Raw genomic sequence first — 17046 nt, 5'->3', positions numbered from 1 at the left:
GCGCATGCCCAGTTCGGCGTCGTCCAGCAGGGCCTTGGCTAATGCACTGAGGTAGTGCGCTGCCCAGATCAGTTGCGGGTCGTTGTCCATCACGGCGGTCAGCGTCAGGTCGCGCACGCAGCCCAGCAGTTCGGAGGCTTGTTCGCGGGCGTCCTGGCAGGGGATGCCCGCGCAGACCTGGAACAGCGGTTGTTTGTGTTCTTCGCCCTGGTAGAAACAGGTTTTGCCGGGGGTGGTCTGGTTGTTTTCGGTCATTGGTTTCTCTCCCTGAATCTCTGATGTGGATGGCACCGGCTCTGCCGGTGTTCGCGGGCACGCCCGCTCCCACAAGTACGGCGCCGGCCTCGGGCATTGCACGGTCCCTGTGGGAGCGGGCGCGCCCGCGAAAAGGGGGACATCAATGCGTGCTGCCGGCACGCTCCAAGGCGAGCGACAAGGCATCCGCCTGCCCCCAGGCCAACTGCAAGGCTCTCAAGCCATTCACCAGCGTTTCCCGCGTGTGGTCATCGGCAATGCCGTCGAGGGCGCGGTGGCTGTGGTTGTAGGCGATCATCAGGTAGTGGGTGATGTTGACCAAGACGTGGTCGAGGGGGACGAGGTTTTCGCAGATGGCATGGGTGAGGGTCGTGCCGTCTGGGAGGTCGAAGTGGTGGGGTGGGTCGGGGACGATCTTTTTCATATTGGCACCATGTAGTTCATGTGCCACCCATCCGTTTCCACACATTGGGGTGACAGCTGTACACGGGGTGGAAAACCAGGCACATGGCAAACCCGGTAGGCTCGAGAGCCTCCCGCGTACAGCTGTCATGACGACAGCAGCCAGTTGAATTGCCAAGGTTTCCACACCTCGATCGCTGAACCATTCAGCGACCTGGAAAGCCTAGAGAGACAGGTTTCCAGTAACAATCAGACGCGAGTCGACAGGGTTTGTAGGGTATTTCGCAGGTGGCCTTATCACCAGCTCAGATGCGTAGGAAACGTCTGAAGAAGCTGTGGGATATCGTGGCGGAAGAGGGGTTGTGGGAGCGGGCTTGCCCGCGAACACCGGCGAAGCCGGTGCCATGCACCGCGGTGTCTGCTTCGCGGGCAAGCCCGCTCCCACAGGGTCAAACAAGGGCTTCAAGTTTTGCGATATGCCTGTAGAGGGCAGCGAATCACCGACCAACTACCTTCGGCTTGTAAGCACAATACCCCGGCCGCGGCCCGACCTTCGGGTGGTTGCGGCAGGTATCGGGCCGCTTGTCATAAATGGTGCACAGCCGGCTCTTGCGATCCAGGTACATGCAGTCATCGTTGCTCATTCGGGTCAGGGTGAAGATCCCCGACTTCTGGTTGAAGCGTTCGATGATGCCTTCCTTCTGCAAACGCTTGGCTACGTTCTTCGGTGGTTCGTCTTTCTCGAACTCGTCCACCACGCCAATGCGGATCAGATCCTTGATCTTCACCTCCACCGGCAGGGTGCAACAGGTCGAATGGCAGCCATGGCACATGTTGCTGGTGTAGCGCTGCCAGGTCTCCAGGCGGTCGACTTCGGCCGCAGCAATCAGGGTCGTTTTCATCGTTATGGGGGTGAATCACGGTCTTGGGGCGCGCGATCATACCCGAGTTGCTCAAATTGTGAACAACCTTTTGCCGGAATCACAGTGTCGGCATGAAAACTGCGAACAGTCACTGTCGCTCCCTGTCGAAGGGTCTAGTCTCAACAATCTCCCTCCGCTTTCGTCAACTTGCCAGAGGATGCCGCATGTCCCAGGAACCCAAAGCACGTGACGCCGAGGTGGCCGAATTTCGTGCCGCTGTACTGAACAAACTGACCTACGCGGTCGGCAAGGACCCGGAGCATGCGTTCGACCACGACTGGTTCGAAGCCATTGCCCTGGCGGCGCGTGATCACATGGTCGATCACTGGATGGACCACACCCGGCAGGCCTACCGACGTAGCCAGAAACGGGTCTATTACCTCTCCCTGGAATTTCTCATCGGCCGCCTGCTGTACGACAGCCTGAGCAACCTGGGTTTGCTGGACATCGCCCGTGATGCGCTGGAAGGGCTGGACGTGGACCTGGAGCGCATCCGCCTGCTCGAACCCGATGCCGCGCTGGGCAACGGCGGCTTGGGCCGCCTGGCGGCGTGCTTCATGGAGAGCATGTCGACCCTGGGCATTGCCGCCCACGGATACGGGATCCGCTACGAGCATGGGTTGTTCCGCCAGGCAGTGGTGGATGGCTGGCAGCAGGAACAGACCGAAAACTGGCTGGACTTCGGCAACCCCTGGGAGTTCGAGCGTGCGGAAGTGATCTACCCGATCAGTTTCGGCGGCAGTGTCGAGACCGTGCACGATGCCGGCGGCATTCAGCGTCAGGTGTGGTGGCCGGGCGAAACGGTACGGGCTGTTGCCTATGACACGCCGGTGGTCGGCTGGCGCGGTGCCAGCGTCAACACCTTGCGCCTGTGGCGTGCGCGGGCGCTGGAAGAACTGCACCTGGAGCGCTTCAATGCCGGTGACCACCTGGGCGCCGTGGCCGAGGTGGCGCGGGCCGAGAGCATTTCCCGGGTGCTGTACCCGGCCGACAGCACCGAGGCCGGGCAGGAGCTGCGCCTGCGCCAGGAATACTTCTTCGTGTCGGCTTCGCTGCAAGACTTGCTGCGCCGGCACCTGAACATGCACAAGGACCTGCTGAACCTGCCTGATGCGGCGGCCATCCAGCTCAACGACACCCACCCGTCGATTGCCGTGGCGGAGCTGATGCGGCTGTTGGTAGACCAGCACGAAGTGCCCTGGGAAAAAGCCTGGGAGCTGACTGTCGGCACGCTCGCCTACACCAACCACACCTTGTTGCCCGAAGCCCTGGAAACCTGGCCAGTGGCGCTGATGGAGCGCATGCTGCCGCGGCACATGCAGATCATCTACCTGATCAATGCCTACCATATCGACAGCCTGCGCGCCAAAGGCCTGCACGACTTCGACGTGCTGCGGGCAGTCTCGCTGATCGAAGAGGACAACGGCCGCCGTGTGCGCATGGGCAACCTGGCATTCCTGGGCTCGCACAGTGTCAATGGCGTGTCGGCGCTGCACAGCAAGCTGATGAAGAGCACGGTGTTCGCCGAGCTGCACAAGCTCTACCCGCAGCGGATCAACAACAAGACCAACGGCATCACCTTCCGCCGCTGGCTGTACCAGTCCAACCCGCAGTTGACCGAGATGCTGGTCGAGGCACTGGGCCCGGAGCTCAAGGACGACCCCGAGGGGCGCCTGGCCGGGCTGGTGCCATTCGCCGACAAACCGGGCTTTCGCAAGCAGTTCGCCGCCCAGCGCCTGCACAGCAAGCGCGCGCTGGCCAGCATCATCCAGGACCGGATTGGCGTCACGGTCAACCCCGAGGCGCTGTTCGACGTGCAGGTCAAGCGGATCCACGAATACAAGCGCCAGCTGCTCAACTTGCTGCATACCGTGGCGCTGTACCAGGCCATGCGCAACGACCCTGGTACCAACTGGGTGCCGCGGGTGAAGATCTTCGCCGGCAAGGCAGCGGCCAGCTATCACCAGGCCAAGCTGATCATCAAGCTGGCCAACGACATCGCCCGGGTGGTCAACAACGACCCGACGGTGCGTGGCCTGCTCAAGGTGGTGTTCCTGCCCAACTACAACGTCAGCCTGGCCGAAAGCATCATCCCGGCGGCGGACCTGTCGGAGCAGATCTCCACGGCCGGTTACGAGGCCTCCGGCACCAGCAACATGAAGTTCGGCCTCAACGGCGCGCTGACCATCGGCACGCTCGATGGTGCCAATGTCGAAATGTGTGAACAGGTGGGGGCGGACAATATGTTCATCTTCGGCCTGACCGCGCAGCAGGTGGAGGCACGCAAGCGGTCCGGTGATTTCGGTGCCAACGCCGCGATCGCCGCGTCAAACCGCTTGAGCGATGTGCTGCAGGCCATTCGCAGCGGGGTGTTCTCGCCGGATGATCCGTCGCGCTATACGGGGCTGATCGACGGCTTGGTGGCCTATGACCGCTTCCTGGTGTGCGCCGACTTCGATGCCTATTGGGATGCCCAGCGGCGTGTCGAGGAGCTGTGGCACACACCGCAGGAATGGTGGCGCATGGCGGTGCTGAACACGGCGCGGATGGGCTGGTTCTCCTCGGACCGGACCATTCGTGAATATGCCAGCGAGATCTGGAAGGCGTTGGATTGATGTGAGGCACTTCGCGGGCGCGCCCGCTCCCACAGTTACAGCGCAGGCCTTGAAGCTCGCGAAACACCTGTGGGAGCGGGCGTGCCCGCGAATGGGCCCACAACCAGACCATCGGCCTGGCGCTTGCTGAACTACCGACCTATTGTGCCGTCAGAGAGCCGTGGCGAGTCTCATCACTCGCTAGCCTGCAACTCTCCCTGTAAACTGCGGGGGTTTTTCTCCCCCTATTCCTTTCGGAGCCATACATGTCCCGCGTTACCCTGAGTCGCTATCTGATTGAGCAGACCCGCAGCAACAATACCCCTGCCGATCTGCGCTTCCTGATCGAAGTGGTGGCGCGTGCGTGCAAGGAAATCAGCCATCACGTGTCCAAAGGCGCCCTCGGTGGCGTGCTGGGCAGCATGGGCACTGAAAACGTGCAGGGCGAAGTCCAGAAGAAGCTGGACGTGATCTCCAACGATATCCTGCTGGAGGCCAACGAATGGGGCGGCCACCTGGCCGGCATGGCCTCCGAGGAAATGGACAATGCCTACCAGATCCCGGGCAAGTACCCGAAAGGCGCCTACCTGCTGGTCTTCGACCCACTGGACGGCTCGTCCAACATCGACGTCAACGTGTCGGTCGGCACCATCTTCTCGGTACTGCGTTGCCCTAACGAGTACCTGAGCCAGAACGAAACCCTGAACGAAAACGCCTTCCTGCAGCCAGGCACCCAGCAGGTCGCCGCCGGTTACGCCATCTACGGCCCGCAGACCATGCTGATCCTGACCCTGGGCAACGGCGTCAAGGGCTTCACCCTGGACCGCGAGCTGGGCAGCTTCGTCCTGACCCACGAAAACATCCGCGTACCGGAAAGCACCGCCGAGTTCGCCATCAACATGTCCAACCAGCGTCACTGGGAAGCCCCGGTGCAGCGCTACGTGGGCGAACTGCTGGCTGGCGAGACCGGCCCGCTGAAGAAGAACTACAACATGCGCTGGATCGCCTCGATGGTGGCCGACGTGCACCGCATCCTGTCCCGTGGCGGTCTGTTCATGTACCCGCGTGATGCCCGCGAGCCAAGCAAGCCAGGCAAGCTGCGCCTGATGTACGAAGCCAACCCGATGTCGTTCATCATCGAACAGGCCGGCGGCGCTTCCACCAACGGTTACGATCGCATCCTCGACATCAAGCCAGAAAGCCTGCACCAGCGCGTGTCGGTGATCCTCGGCTCGAAGGAAGAGGTCGAGCGCGTCACCGCCTACCACAAGGAGTAAGTCATGCTCGCACCTTGGCAGCCGTTGCTGGAGTGGTGGTTCGGTTGGGGCACCAGTCCCCAGGCCGTGGCTGACGAGAAGAGCACGCTGTGGTTCGGCAAGCATCACGATGCCGAAGCCCAGGCGCTGTTTGGCGACCTGGTCGAGCACGCCCTGGCGGGTGGGCTCGACGAGTGGCAGCAGAGCCCGCAAGGCTGGCTTGGCTTGCTGATCCTGCTGGACCAGCTGCCGCGCATGCTCTACCGCGATACACCGCGCGCCTTCGAGGGCGACCGGCGTGCCCAGGTGGTGGCCATGCAGGGTTTGCAGAAGCACTGGGATTACCAGTTGCTGCCGATCCAGCGGGTGTTCGTGCTGCTGGTGCTGGAGCATGCCGAGGTGCTGGACTGGCAGAACCTGTGCGTCGAACGTTACCAGGTGCTGCTCGAAGAGCAGCCAGAGGGCAACCGGCGCTTGTTCGAAGGTTTCCTCGATTACGCCGAACAGCACCAGCGGGTGATTGCCCGGTTCGGCCGCTTCCCGCACCGTAACCTGGTGCTGGGGCGGCCGAGTACCAGCGAAGAAATGGACTTCCTGCTGGAGCCTGGTTCCAGGTTCTGATTCAAGGGCCTATTCGCGGGCAAGTCGGGGCGCCGAACCGCCGCTCCCACAGGTACTGCACAGCCTTCGAAATCTGCGCTGTCCCTGTGGGAGCGGCGGTTCGGCGCCCCGACTTGCCCGCGAAGCAGGCACCGCAGATATCAGATCCTGAAACTGCCCACCAGGTGTTTCAACCGCTCGACCTGATGCTCCAGGTCGGTGCAGGCACGCAAGGTGCTCTGCAGGTTCTGCACCCCTTCCTGATTCAACGTATTGATCTCGGTGATGTCGACATTGATCGACTCGACCACGGCCGTCTGCTCTTCGGTAGCGGTGGCCACCGACTGGTTCATGCCATCGATCTCGCCAATGCGCTGGGTCACGCTGCCCAGGCGCTCGCCGGCCTGGTTGGCAATGCCCACGCTGTGGTCGCTGTGCTGGCGGCTCTGGTTCATGGTGCTGACCGCTACTTGCGCGCCGGCCTGCAGTTCCTCGATCAGGCGCTGCACCTGCTGTGCCGACTCCTGGGTGCGGTGCGCCAGGTTGCGTACTTCGTCGGCCACCACGGCAAAGCCACGCCCGGCCTCGCCGGCACGGGCCGCTTCGATCGCGGCGTTGAGCGCCAGCAGGTTGGTCTGCTGGGAAATACCGCTGATCACATCGAGAATCTGCCCGATGTTGGCGGTGTGGGCATTGAGTGTCTCGATGTTGCCGCACGAGTCGCTGATGCGTGCCGACAGCTGGTTCATCACATCGATGGTGCGCCCGACCACCTGCTGGCCATCTTCGGCCAGGCCGCGTGCTTCGCTGGAGTGCTGCGAGGCCAGCGCGGCGTTCTGGGCGATTTCCTGGGCGGCGGCGCCCAGCTGGTTGATCGCTGCCGCCACGCTGCTGGTGCGGCTGGACTGCTGGTCGGCGTTGGCGATCGAGGCATTCGAGGCGTCCACCACCTGGGCGGCCACGGCGTTGACCTGGCCGGTGGCCGAGGCCACTTCGCGGATCGACTCGTGAATCCGCTCGACGAAGCGGTTGAACGATTGGCCAAGGCTGCCGAACTCATCGTGGGCGTGGATGCTCAGGCGCCGGGTGAGGTCGCCTTCGCCTTCGGCGATGTCATGCATGGCGCGGCCCATCAGGTGCAGCGGCTCCATCAGGACGCGGATCAGCAAACCGAGCAGGGCGATGATCACCACCACCGCGATCAGGGTGGCGACGATGGCCGAGGTACGCAGTTCACCCAGCATGGCGAACGCTGCATCCTGGTCGAGTACCAGGGCCACGTACCAGTCTGCTGACGGTACGCCATCGACGTGGGTGAAGCTGATGAACTGCTTGCGGCCATCGACTTCGACTTCCTTCAGGCCGCTGCCGATGCGCGGTGTGTCTTGCGGGTAGACGTCGGCCAGGGTTTTCAGGGCCAGGTCGGCCTTGGGGTGGATCAGGATCTTGCCTTCGCCGTTGACGATGAAGGCATGGCCCTGGCCGTCGAAGTTCAGGGCGTTGATCAGGTTGCTGATGGTCTGCAGGTCGGTGTCGACGCCGCTGACGCCGATCAGCTTGCCCGCTTGCTGCACCGGGGTGGCCAGGGTGATCACCAGCTTGCCGGCCGAGGCGGAAATGTACGGCTCGGTGACGATGGTCTGGCCGCTGGCGCTGGCCGCCTTGTACCAGCCCCGTACCCGTGGGTCGTAGTCGGCGGCTCGGTTGCCCACCGGTACCGACTGCATGCTGCCGTCCTGGCCGCCGAAATAGGTGAGCTGGAAATTCTTGCCGTACACCGGCAGGGCCAAGCTACGGTCCAGGCTGGCTTTACCTGGCCCATCGACAGCGACTTGCTGGGCCAGGGAGTCGAGCAGCTGGATCCGGCTGTCGAGCCAGTTGCGGATGTTGCCGGCGGTGAGGCTGCCCAGGTCCTGCAGGTTGGTCTGCGTGTCGCTGCGCAGGGACTGGCGTTGTCGGTAGTCGTTGAACAGCACGAAACAGGTAAAGGCAACGGCCACCACGAGGGCGGCGGCCAGCAGGATCTTGTGGCTGAACTTGAGGTTCTTGGTCATTTTTCTGGTCTGCACAAGGCAAGGCATAGGAGGGCGCTGTGGCAATTCGCCACAGCGTGCTCGCTGTGTCGTCGCGTCGCGTCAAAACATTAATCGTTTGAGCAGGTCCAGCCGACCAACGGCGTACGACGAAAGCGGTGTGGTCAGGGAACCAGGGAGGGATTTTCCCGTCGAAGGTCACTGCAGGCCACTCGCCTGTGTCTATTTACCAGGAGTGTCCCTTCATGTCGTTGCGTTCCCTCGCCCTGTTGTCCTTGTGCGTCGTCCTGACTGCGTGCAGCAAGATCAATCAGGAAAACTATTCCAAGCTCAAGGCCGGCATGAACAAGGCCGAGGTCGAGCAGCTGCTCGGCACGCCCACCGAGTGCTCCGGTGCACTGGGCATGAGCAGCTGTACCTGGGGGGACGAGAAGAGCTTCATCAGCGTGCAATACGCGGCCGACAAGGTGCTGATCTACTCCGGGCAGGGTCTCAAATGAGGCGTCTGCACCTGCTGCTGGGGTTGTGCCTGGTGATGCTGCTGGGTGGCTGCGCCACCTCCGCCAACGACCCGCTGGCGCCGAAGACCGCCGGTGATGTCGACCTCAAGCGCTACCAGGGCAAGTGGTACGAGCTGGCGCGCCTGCCGATGAAGTACCAGGCCGAGTGCGCGCAGTCCGAAGCGCACTACAACCTCAAGCCCGATGGCTCCTACGGCGTGCTCAACCGCTGCCGTACGATGGGGGATGAATGGCTGCGCGCCGAGGGGCACGCCAACATCCAGGAACCGGGGCATACCGACCGGCTGTGGGTCGAGTTCGACAACTGGTTCACCCGCCTGGTGCCAGGCGTGGCCAAGGGCGAGTACTGGATCCTGTATGTGGACGACCACTACCGTACCGCGATCGTCGGCAGCCCGGACCGCAAGTACCTGTGGATCCTGTCGCGCACGCCGACCCTGCCGGTATGGGAGCGCGAGAGCCTGATGTCCAAGGCCCGCCAGCAGGGCTATGACACCAGCCGCTTGATCTGGCGTACGCCGGACAAGCAGATCGTGCAGATGCATTGAAATGACGGGGGCCGCTTTAGCGGCCCCTCTGCATTCAGCCCAGTAGCGCTCGCAACACGCCGGCAAACGCCTGTCGGCTTTCCTCTTCATGGGCATGTTGGCCCTGACGCACCACCCACCGACCATTGACCATCACATCCCGCACCTGACGGTCGCTGCCCGCGAACAGCCAGCGGTTGAGAATCCCGTCCCCCTCGGCCATGGCGATATACGGGTCCTGCCCATCCAGCACCAGCCAGTCGGCCCGCTTGCCCACCGTCAGCTCGCCAACCGGTTGCCCCAGCGCCTGCGCCCCGCCGACCAGTGACGCGTCATACAGCGTGCGCCCGACCATCGGCTGGTCGCCACGGTACAGCCGGTTGCGCCGCTGATCCCGCAGGCGCTGGCCATACTCCAGCCAACGCAGTTCCTCGACCACGCTCAGCGAAACATGGCTGTCCGAACCAATACCCATCCGCCCACCCTGGGCCAGGAAGTCCACCGCCGGGAAGATACCGTCGCCCAGGTTGGCTTCGGTGGTCAGGCACAGACCGGCCACCGCGCCACTGCGTGCCATGGCCGTGACTTCATCCGCTTCTGCATGGGTGGCGTGCACCAGGCACCAGCGGCGGTCGACATCGACATGTTCATACAGCCATTGCAGTGGCCGCAGCCCGCTCCAGGCCAGGCAGTCATCGACTTCCTTCTGCTGTTCGGCGATGTGGATGTGAATCGGGCATTGCTGGTTGCCGGCCGCCAGCACCTCGGCGATCTGGGCGGGCGTGACCGCGCGCAGCGAATGGAAGCACAAGCCCAGCTGTTGGGCGGGCTGTGCCGCCAGCAGCGGCGCCAGTTGTGCCTGCAATTGCAGGTACTGCTCGGTGGAATTGATGAAACGCCGCTGCCCTTCGCTGGGGGCCTGGCCGCCGAAACCGGCATGGCTGTACAGCACCGGCAGCAAGGTCAGGCCGATGCCGCTGCTGGCAGCGGCCGCACTGATGCGTCGCGACAGCTCGGCCGGGTCGGCGTAGGCCTTGCCCGTCTGGTCATGGTGCACGTAGTGGAATTCGGCCACCGAGGTGTAGCCGGCCTTGAGCATTTCGATGTACAGCTGGCGGGCAATGACCTGCAGCTGCTCCGGGGTGATCTTGCCGACCAGCCGATACATCAGCTCACGCCAGGTCCAGAAGCTGTCGTTGGGGTTGCCCGCGACCTCCGCCAGCCCCGCCATGGCCCGCTGGAATGCATGCGAGTGCAGGTTGGGCATGCCAGGCAGCAGCGGCCCGGCCAGGCGTTCGGCGCCGTCGGCCGAGGCGTCGGCTTCGATGCGGCTGAGCAAGCCGTCACTGGACACTTCGAGGCGGACGTTATTGGCCCACCCCGTAGGCAGCAGGGCGCGTTCGGCAAAATAGGCGGACATCGGCAAAAATCCTGTTATTGTTTAACTTGTATATACATATACAGGCGTTTGCCTGCCGGGTAAACTGCGGCAAGCTACCGCTCATTCCATTGCCTAAGGACTCAACGCCGTGCCGACACCTCCTGTCTCCGCGCTGGTTGCCCAGATGGGCGAGGGCCCGGCGCCGCTGTATGCGCGGGTCAAGCAGATGATCATCCAGCAGATCGAAAACGGCAGCTGGCCACCGCATCACCGGGTACCCTCGGAGAGCGAACTGGTCAGCGAGCTGGGCTTCAGCCGCATGACCATCAACCGCGCCTTGCGTGAGCTCACCGCTGAGGGCCTGCTGGTGCGCATGCAGGGTGTGGGCACCTTCGTTGCCGAACCCAAGACCCGCTCGGCGCTGTTCGAGGTCAACAACATCGCCGACGAGATCGCCGGCCGTGGCCACCAGCATAGCTGCCAGGTGATCAAGCTGGCCGAGGAGGCCGCAGGCTCCGAACGCGCCCTGGCGCTGGACATGCGTGAAGGGCAGCGGGTGTTCCACTCGCTGATCGTGCACTACGAGAACGGCGTGCCGGTGCAGATCGAGGACCGCTACGTCAACGCGGCCATCGCCCCCGAGTACCTCAAGCAGGACTTCACCCGGCAAACGCCCTATGCCTATCTGTCCCAGGTCGCGCCGCTGACCGAGGGCGAGCACGTGGTCGAGGCGATTCTTGCCGAGCCCGAAGAGTGCCGCCTGCTGCAGATCGAGCGCGGCGAACCCTGCCTGCTGATCCGCCGGCGCACCTGGTCCGGCCGCCAGCCGGTGACGGCGGCGCGGCTGATCCACCCCGGTTCCCGTCACCGCCTTGAAGGACGTTTCAGTAAATGACCCAGTTGCAGTTGCTGCGTGCGCAGGATTACCCGCGTATGCCCTGGAAGAACGGTGGCGGTTTCACCGAAGAGATCACCCGTGACAACGGCGAAGGGCTCGATGGCTTCGGCTGGCGCCTGTCGATCGCCGATATCGAGGAGTCGGGCGGGTTTTCGGTGTTCGCCGGCTACCAGCGGATCATCACCGTGCTCCAGGGCGACGGCATGCGTTTGCTGGTCGACGGCCAGGCCAGCCGGCCGTTGCTGCCGTTCGATGCGTTCGCCTTCAGTGGCGAGAGCCAGGTCAGCTGCACGTTGCTCGGTGGGCCGATCCGCGACTTCAACCTGATCTATGCGCCGCAGCGCTATCGGGCGCGCTTGCAGTGGTTCGATGGCACCAGCCGCTTGTACAGCTCGGCGTCGACGGTGTTGCTGTTTGCCGCGAGCAACCAGGTGGAAGTGGCGATGGCTGGGGAAACGCACACGCTGGGTCTGTACGACTGCCTGCGGCTGGAGGGTAACGACGGGTTGCTGGGGCTGGATGTTCAAGGGCGGTTCTGCCTGATCGAACTCATTTCAAATTGAAATAGCTGGGGCTGCTGCGCAGCCCTTCGCGGGCAAGCCCGCTCCCACAGTGAAAGTGCAAGCTTCGACAGCTTCATCATTCCTGTGGGAGCGGGCTTGCCCGCGAAGGGTCGCAAGGCGGCCCCAGTGCTTTCATGAATTCGGAGGAGTGGTCCGATAAATTTGGTTGTCCATGCTTGTACATACAAGTAAAGATGTGTTTGTATATTGACCACGACACATCTGCCTGCGGACAACCGCCGAGGACCTTCCCGTGACTGACAACAACAAATACCGTGACGTTGAAATCCGTGCCCCACGTGGCAACAAGCTGACCGCCAAGAGCTGGCTGACCGAAGCGCCACTGCGCATGCTGATGAACAACCTCGACCCGCAGGTCGCGGAAAACCCGAAAGAGCTGGTGGTGTATGGCGGCATTGGCCGCGCTGCACGCAACTGGGCCTGCTACGACAAGATCGTCGAGACCCTGACCCGCCTGGAAGACGACGAAACCCTGCTGGTACAGTCGGGCAAGCCGGTCGGCGTGTTCAAGACCCACAGCAACGCCCCACGCGTGCTGATTGCCAACTCCAACCTGGTGCCGCACTGGGCCAACTGGGAACACTTCAACGAACTGGACGCCAAGGGCCTGGCCATGTACGGCCAGATGACCGCCGGCAGCTGGATCTACATCGGTAGCCAGGGCATCGTCCAAGGCACCTACGAAACCTTCGTCGAAGCCGGCCGCCAGCACTACGGCGGCAGCCTGAAAGGCAAGTGGGTACTGACCGCCGGCCTCGGTGGCATGGGCGGCGCCCAGCCACTGGCCGCGACCCTGGCCGGTGCCTGCTCGCTGAACATCGAATGCCAGCAGAGCCGCATCGACTTCCGCCTGGAAACCCGCTACGTCGACGAACAGGCCACTGACCTCGACGACGCCCTGGCACGCATCGCCAAGTACACCGCCGAAGGCAAGGCGATCTCCATCGCCCTGCACGGCAACGCCGCCGAAATCCTGCCCGAGCTGGTCAAGCGTGGCGTGCGCCCGGACATGGTCACCGACCAGACCAGCGCCCACGACCCACTGAACGGCTACCTGCCAGCCGGCTGGACCTGGGAACAGTACCGCGACCGCGCGCAGACCGAGCCGGCTGCCGTGGTCAAGGCCGCCAAGCAGTCGATGGCCGTGCACGTGCAGGCCATGCTCGACTTCCAGAAGCAGGGCATCCCGACCTTCGACTACGGCAACAACATCCGCCAGATGGCCAAGGAAGAGGGCGTAGCCAACGCGTTCGACTTCCCAGGCTTCGTCCCGGCCTATATCCGCCCGCTGTTCTGCCGCGGCATCGGCCCGTTCCGCTGGGCGGCGCTGTCCGGTGATGCCGAAGACATCTACAAGACCGACGCCAAGGTCAAGGAACTGATCCCGGACGACGCCCACCTGCACCGCTGGCTGGACATGGCGCGCGAGCGCATCAGCTTCCAGGGCCTGCCGGCACGTATCTGCTGGGTTGGCCTGGGCCTGCGCGCCAAGCTGGGCTTGGCCTTCAACGAAATGGTGCGCAGCGGCGAGCTGTCGGCCCCGGTGGTGATCGGCCGTGACCACCTGGACTCCGGCTCGGTGTCCAGCCCCAACCGCGAAACCGAAGCCATGCGCGACGGCTCCGACGCCGTCTCCGACTGGCCACTGCTCAACGCCCTGCTCAACACCGCAGGCGGCGCCACCTGGGTTTCGCTGCACCACGGCGGTGGCGTGGGCATGGGCTTCTCCCAGCACTCGGGCATGGTCATCGTCTGCGACGGTACCGATGAAGCCGCCGAGCGTATCGCCCGCGTGCTGACCAACGACCCGGGGACCGGCGTGATGCGCCACGCCGATGCCGGTTACGACATCGCCATCGACTGCGCCAAGGAGCAGGGCCTCGACCTGCCAATGATCACGGGCTGATCGCTGCACTTTGGGTGATACTGAACAACAAGAGGGGCCCGCGGGCCCCCGACAGAATTGGAGTAGCGAAGTGACCGAACTGACCCTCAAGCCCGGCACCCTGACCCTGGCCCAGCTGCGCGCGATCCACGCCGCACCCGTGCGCCTGCAGCTGGATGCCAGCGCCGCACCGGCCATCGACGCCAGCGTCGCCTGCGTCGAGCAGATCATTGCCGAAGACCGTACCGCCTATGGCATCAACACCGGTTTCGGCCTGCTGGCCTCCACCCGCATTGCCAGCCACGACCTCGAGAACCTGCAGCGCTCGCTGGTCCTGTCCCACGCCGCCGGTATCGGCGCGCCGCTGGACGACGCCCTGGTGCGGCTGATCATGGTCCTCAAGATCAACAGCCTGAGCCGTGGCTTCTCTGGTATCCGCCGCAAGGTCATCGATGCGCTGATCGCCCTGGTCAACGCCGAAGTCTACCCACACATCCCGCTCAAGGGCTCGGTCGGCGCATCTGGCGACCTGGCACCGCTGGCGCACATGTCGCTGGTACTGCTGGGCGAAGGCAAGGCCCGCTACCAGGGCCAGTGGCTGCCGGCTACCGAAGCGCTGGCGGTCGCCGGCCTCGAGCCGCTGACCCTGGCTGCCAAGGAGGGCCTGGCCCTGCTCAACGGTACCCAGGCTTCCACCGCCTACGCCCTGCGCGGCCTGTTCCAGGCCGAAGACCTGTATGCCGCCGCCATCGCCTGCGGTGGCCTGAGCGTCGAAGCGGCACTGGGTTCGCGTTCGCCGTTCGATGCGCGTATCCATGAAGTGCGTGGCCAGCGTGGCCAGATCGACACCGCTGCCTGCTTCCGCGACCTGCTGGGCGACGCCAGCGAAGTGTCGCTGTCGCACAAGAACTGCGACAAGGTCCAGGACCCGTACTCGCTGCGCTGCCAGCCACAGGTCATGGGCGCCTGCCTGACCCAGATCCGCCAGGCCGCCGAGGTGCTGGGCATCGAAGCCAACGCCGTGTCGGACAACCCGTTGGTGTTCGCCGCCGAAGGTGACGTGATTTCCGGTGGCAACTTCCACGCCGAGCCGGTGGCCATGGCCGCCGACAACATCGCCCTGGCGATCGCCGAAATCGGTTCGCTGAGCGAGCGCCGCATCTCGCTGATGATGGACAAGCACATGTCCCAGCTGCCGCCGTTCCTGGTGGAAAACGGCGGGGTCAACTCCGGCTTCATGATCGCCCAGGTCACCGCTGCCGCCCTGGCCAGCGAGAACAAGGCCTTGTCGCACCCGCACAGTGTCGATAGCCTGCCGACCTCGGCCAACCAGGAAGACCACGTGTCGATGGCCCCGGCCGCTGGCAAGCGTCTGTGGGAAATGGCCGAGAACACCCGTGGCGTGCTGGCCATCGAATGGCTGGGTGCGTGTCAGGGGCTGGACCTGCGCAAAGGCCTGAAGACGTCGGCGAAGCTGGAGCAGGCGCGCCAGGCGCTGCGCCGTGAAGTGCCGCACTACGACCGTGACCGCTTCTTTGCGCCGGACATCGAGGCCGCCGTCGAGCTGCTGGCCAAGGGCAGCCTGACCGGGCTGCTGCCAGCCGGCGTCCTGCCTAGCCTGTGATGCCCCCCGGGCCGCTGCGCGGCCCTTCGCGGGCACGCCCGCTCCTACAGGAGTACCGAAGTCTTCAAGGCTGGTGCTGTACCTGTGGGAGCGGGCTTGCCCGCGAATGGGCTGCACAGCAGCCCCCATCGATCTCACGACCACAAAAACAATTTAAGGACGTGACATGCAACAAGCTCAAGGTCTCAAACGCGGGCTAACGGCCCGCCACATCCGTTTCATGGCCCTTGGTTCCGCCATCGGCACCGGCCTGTTCTACGGCTCCGCCTCGGCCATCCAGATGGCCGGCCCGGCCGTGCTGCTGGCCTACCTGATTGGCGGCGCCGCCGTATTCATGGTCATGCGCGCCCTCGGCGAAATGGCCGTGCACAACCCGGTGGCCGGCTCCTTCGGCCACTATGCCACCACCTACCTCGGCCCCATGGCCGGCTTCATCCTCGGCTGGACCTACGCCTTCGAGATGGTCATCGTCGCCATCGCCGACATCACCGCCTTCGGTATCTACATGGGCTTCTGGTTCCCCGAAGTGGCCCGCTGGATCTGGGTGCTGGGCATCGTCTTCGTGATTGGCGGCCTCAACCTGTGCAACGTCAAGGTGTTCGGCGAAATGGAATTCTGGCTGTCGCTGCTCAAGGTCGGCGCCATCGTGGCGATGATCCTGGCCGGCCTCGGCATCATGGCCTTCGGCTTCAGCCAGGTGAGTGGCGAACATGCCGTGGGCATCAGCAACCTGATCGCACATGGCGGCTTCATGCCCAATGGCATCGGCGGCCTGATCGCGTCGTTCGCCGTGGTGATGTTCGCCTTCGGCGGCATCGAGATCATCGGCGTCACCGCCGGTGAAGCCAAGGACCCGCAGCGCGTCATCCCCAAGGCGATCAACGCCGTACCGCTGCGCATCCTGCTGTTCTACGTGCTGACCCTGTTCGTGCTGATGTGCCTGTACCCCTGGCCGCAGATCGGCAGCGAAGGCAGCCCGTTCGTGCAGATCTTCAGCCACCTGGGCATCGGCTCGGCCGCGGCCGTGCTGAACATCGTGGTGATCTCGGCCGCGATCTCGGCGATCAACAGCGACATCTTCGGCGCTGGCCGCATGATGTACGGCCTGGCCCAGCAAGGCCACGCGCCGCGCAGCTTTGGCCAGTTGTCGAAGCACGGCGTGCCCTGGATGACCGTGGTGGTGATGGGCGCGGCGCTGCTGGTCGGTGTGCTGCTCAACTACCTGATCCCGGAGAACGTGTTCCTGCTGATCGCCTCCATCGCCACCTTCGCCACTGTGTGGGTGTGGCTGATGATCCTGGTCACCCAGGTGGCCATGCGCCGCAGCATGAGCCGTGAAGAGGTGGCCCAGTTGCAGTTCCCGGTACCTTTCTGGCCATACGGCCCGGCCATGGCCATTGCCTTCATGGTGTTCATTTTCGGTGTGCTCGGTTACTTCCCGGATACCCAGGCGGCCTTGCTGGTCGGCGTGGTCTGGGTGGTGTTCCTGGTGGCGTCCTACCTGCTGTGGTGCAAGCCGCGCGCAGGCAAGCACGCACCGGTCGAGCTGCACCGCTAGTCAAG

Annotated in this window: 14 protein-coding genes and 2 pseudogenes; 10 read left to right on the top strand and 6 right to left on the bottom strand. The window is 64.0% G+C overall.

The window, feature by feature from the left end; translation table 11 throughout:
- Positions 1-3: 3 nt before the first annotated feature.
- From CAF78_RS06850 to CAF78_RS06835, 3 genes and pseudogenes are all read right to left on the bottom strand, one after another.
- A pseudogene (locus tag CAF78_RS06850) lies at positions 4-255 on the bottom strand (DUF3077 domain-containing protein); the annotation flags it as partial.
- Between the two features lie 142 nt (positions 256-397).
- On the bottom strand, positions 398-679 hold the full coding sequence (locus CAF78_RS06845) for a hypothetical protein (RefSeq protein WP_085677980.1): 282 nt from the start codon (positions 677-679) through the stop codon (positions 398-400).
- 475 nt (positions 680-1154) lie between these two features.
- Entirely contained in the window at positions 1155-1559 is a 405-nt protein-coding gene (locus CAF78_RS06835; RefSeq protein WP_003249225.1) for a YkgJ family cysteine cluster protein, read from the bottom strand.
- Positions 1560-1744: 185 nt separating this feature from the next.
- Between CAF78_RS06835 and CAF78_RS06830 the strand changes: the two genes are divergently transcribed.
- The 3 genes from CAF78_RS06830 to CAF78_RS06820 all read left to right on the top strand — a co-directional run bounded on the left by CAF78_RS06830 (position 1745) and on the right by CAF78_RS06820 (position 6051).
- Complete coding sequence (locus CAF78_RS06830; protein WP_085677981.1) at positions 1745-4195, top strand: glycogen/starch/alpha-glucan phosphorylase; 2451 nt, start codon at positions 1745-1747, stop codon at positions 4193-4195.
- A gap of 245 nt (positions 4196-4440) precedes the next feature.
- Complete coding sequence (locus tag CAF78_RS06825) at positions 4441-5451, top strand: class 1 fructose-bisphosphatase (protein WP_085677982.1); 1011 nt, start codon at positions 4441-4443, stop codon at positions 5449-5451.
- Positions 5452-5454: 3 nt separating this feature from the next.
- Complete coding sequence (locus CAF78_RS06820; protein WP_085677983.1) at positions 5455-6051, top strand: DUF924 family protein; 597 nt, start codon at positions 5455-5457, stop codon at positions 6049-6051.
- 140 nt (positions 6052-6191) lie between these two features.
- Here CAF78_RS06820 and CAF78_RS29000 read toward each other — a convergent pair whose 3' ends face one another.
- Both CAF78_RS29000 and CAF78_RS28995 read right to left on the bottom strand, forming a co-directional pair.
- Positions 6192-6917, bottom strand: a complete 726-nt coding sequence (locus CAF78_RS29000; RefSeq protein ID WP_371856900.1) for a methyl-accepting chemotaxis protein — start codon at positions 6915-6917, stop codon at positions 6192-6194.
- A gap of 129 nt (positions 6918-7046) precedes the next feature.
- Positions 7047-8084 (bottom strand): annotated as a pseudogene (locus CAF78_RS28995) (cache domain-containing protein); the annotation flags it as partial.
- A 224-nt stretch (positions 8085-8308) separates the two neighbouring features.
- On the opposite strand from CAF78_RS28995, the gene bamE reads away from it, so the two are divergent.
- Together bamE and CAF78_RS06805 are read left to right on the top strand one after the other, a co-directional pair.
- A complete protein-coding gene (bamE, locus tag CAF78_RS06810; RefSeq protein WP_027921036.1) occupies positions 8309-8563 on the top strand; it encodes an outer membrane protein assembly factor BamE in 255 nt (84 codons plus the stop codon).
- The gene (locus CAF78_RS06805) at positions 8560-9132 is read left to right on the top strand and encodes a lipocalin family protein (protein ID WP_085677985.1); all 573 of its coding nucleotides are present in this window, start codon (positions 8560-8562) and stop codon (positions 9130-9132) included. The genes bamE and CAF78_RS06805 overlap by 4 nt, the downstream gene beginning before the upstream one ends.
- Before the next feature lie 34 nt (positions 9133-9166).
- Here the strand turns inward: CAF78_RS06805 and CAF78_RS06800 are convergent, their stop codons facing one another.
- Entirely contained in the window at positions 9167-10531 is a 1365-nt protein-coding gene (locus CAF78_RS06800) for a formimidoylglutamate deiminase (RefSeq protein WP_085677986.1), read from the bottom strand.
- A 145-nt stretch (positions 10532-10676) separates the two neighbouring features.
- Here CAF78_RS06800 and hutC point away from each other — a divergent pair, with 145 nt between their 5' ends.
- From hutC to CAF78_RS06775, 5 genes are all read left to right on the top strand, one after another.
- On the top strand, positions 10677-11387 hold the full coding sequence (hutC, locus tag CAF78_RS06795; protein WP_177408507.1) for a histidine utilization repressor: 711 nt from the start codon (positions 10677-10679) through the stop codon (positions 11385-11387).
- Positions 11384-11953, top strand: a complete 570-nt coding sequence (locus CAF78_RS06790; protein WP_085677988.1) for a HutD family protein — start codon at positions 11384-11386, stop codon at positions 11951-11953. Before hutC ends, CAF78_RS06790 begins: the two co-directional genes overlap by 4 nt.
- 253 nt (positions 11954-12206) lie before the next feature.
- Positions 12207-13880 carry a urocanate hydratase gene (gene hutU, locus CAF78_RS06785; protein WP_051099534.1) on the top strand — a complete coding sequence of 558 codons (1674 nt, stop codon included), beginning with the start codon at positions 12207-12209 and terminating at the stop codon, positions 13878-13880.
- A gap of 70 nt (positions 13881-13950) precedes the next feature.
- Entirely contained in the window at positions 13951-15483 is a 1533-nt protein-coding gene (gene hutH / locus CAF78_RS06780) for a histidine ammonia-lyase (RefSeq protein ID WP_085677989.1), read from the top strand.
- A 166-nt stretch (positions 15484-15649) separates the two neighbouring features.
- Complete coding sequence (locus CAF78_RS06775) at positions 15650-17041, top strand: amino acid permease (RefSeq protein WP_085677990.1); 1392 nt, start codon at positions 15650-15652, stop codon at positions 17039-17041.
- Positions 17042-17046 lie beyond the last annotated feature (5 nt).

Source organism: Pseudomonas sp. R28(2017), assembly GCF_002112505.1.
Classification (GTDB): Bacteria; Pseudomonadota; Gammaproteobacteria; order Pseudomonadales; family Pseudomonadaceae; genus Aquipseudomonas.
This window is presented reverse-complemented; position numbering and strand designations above follow the sequence as displayed.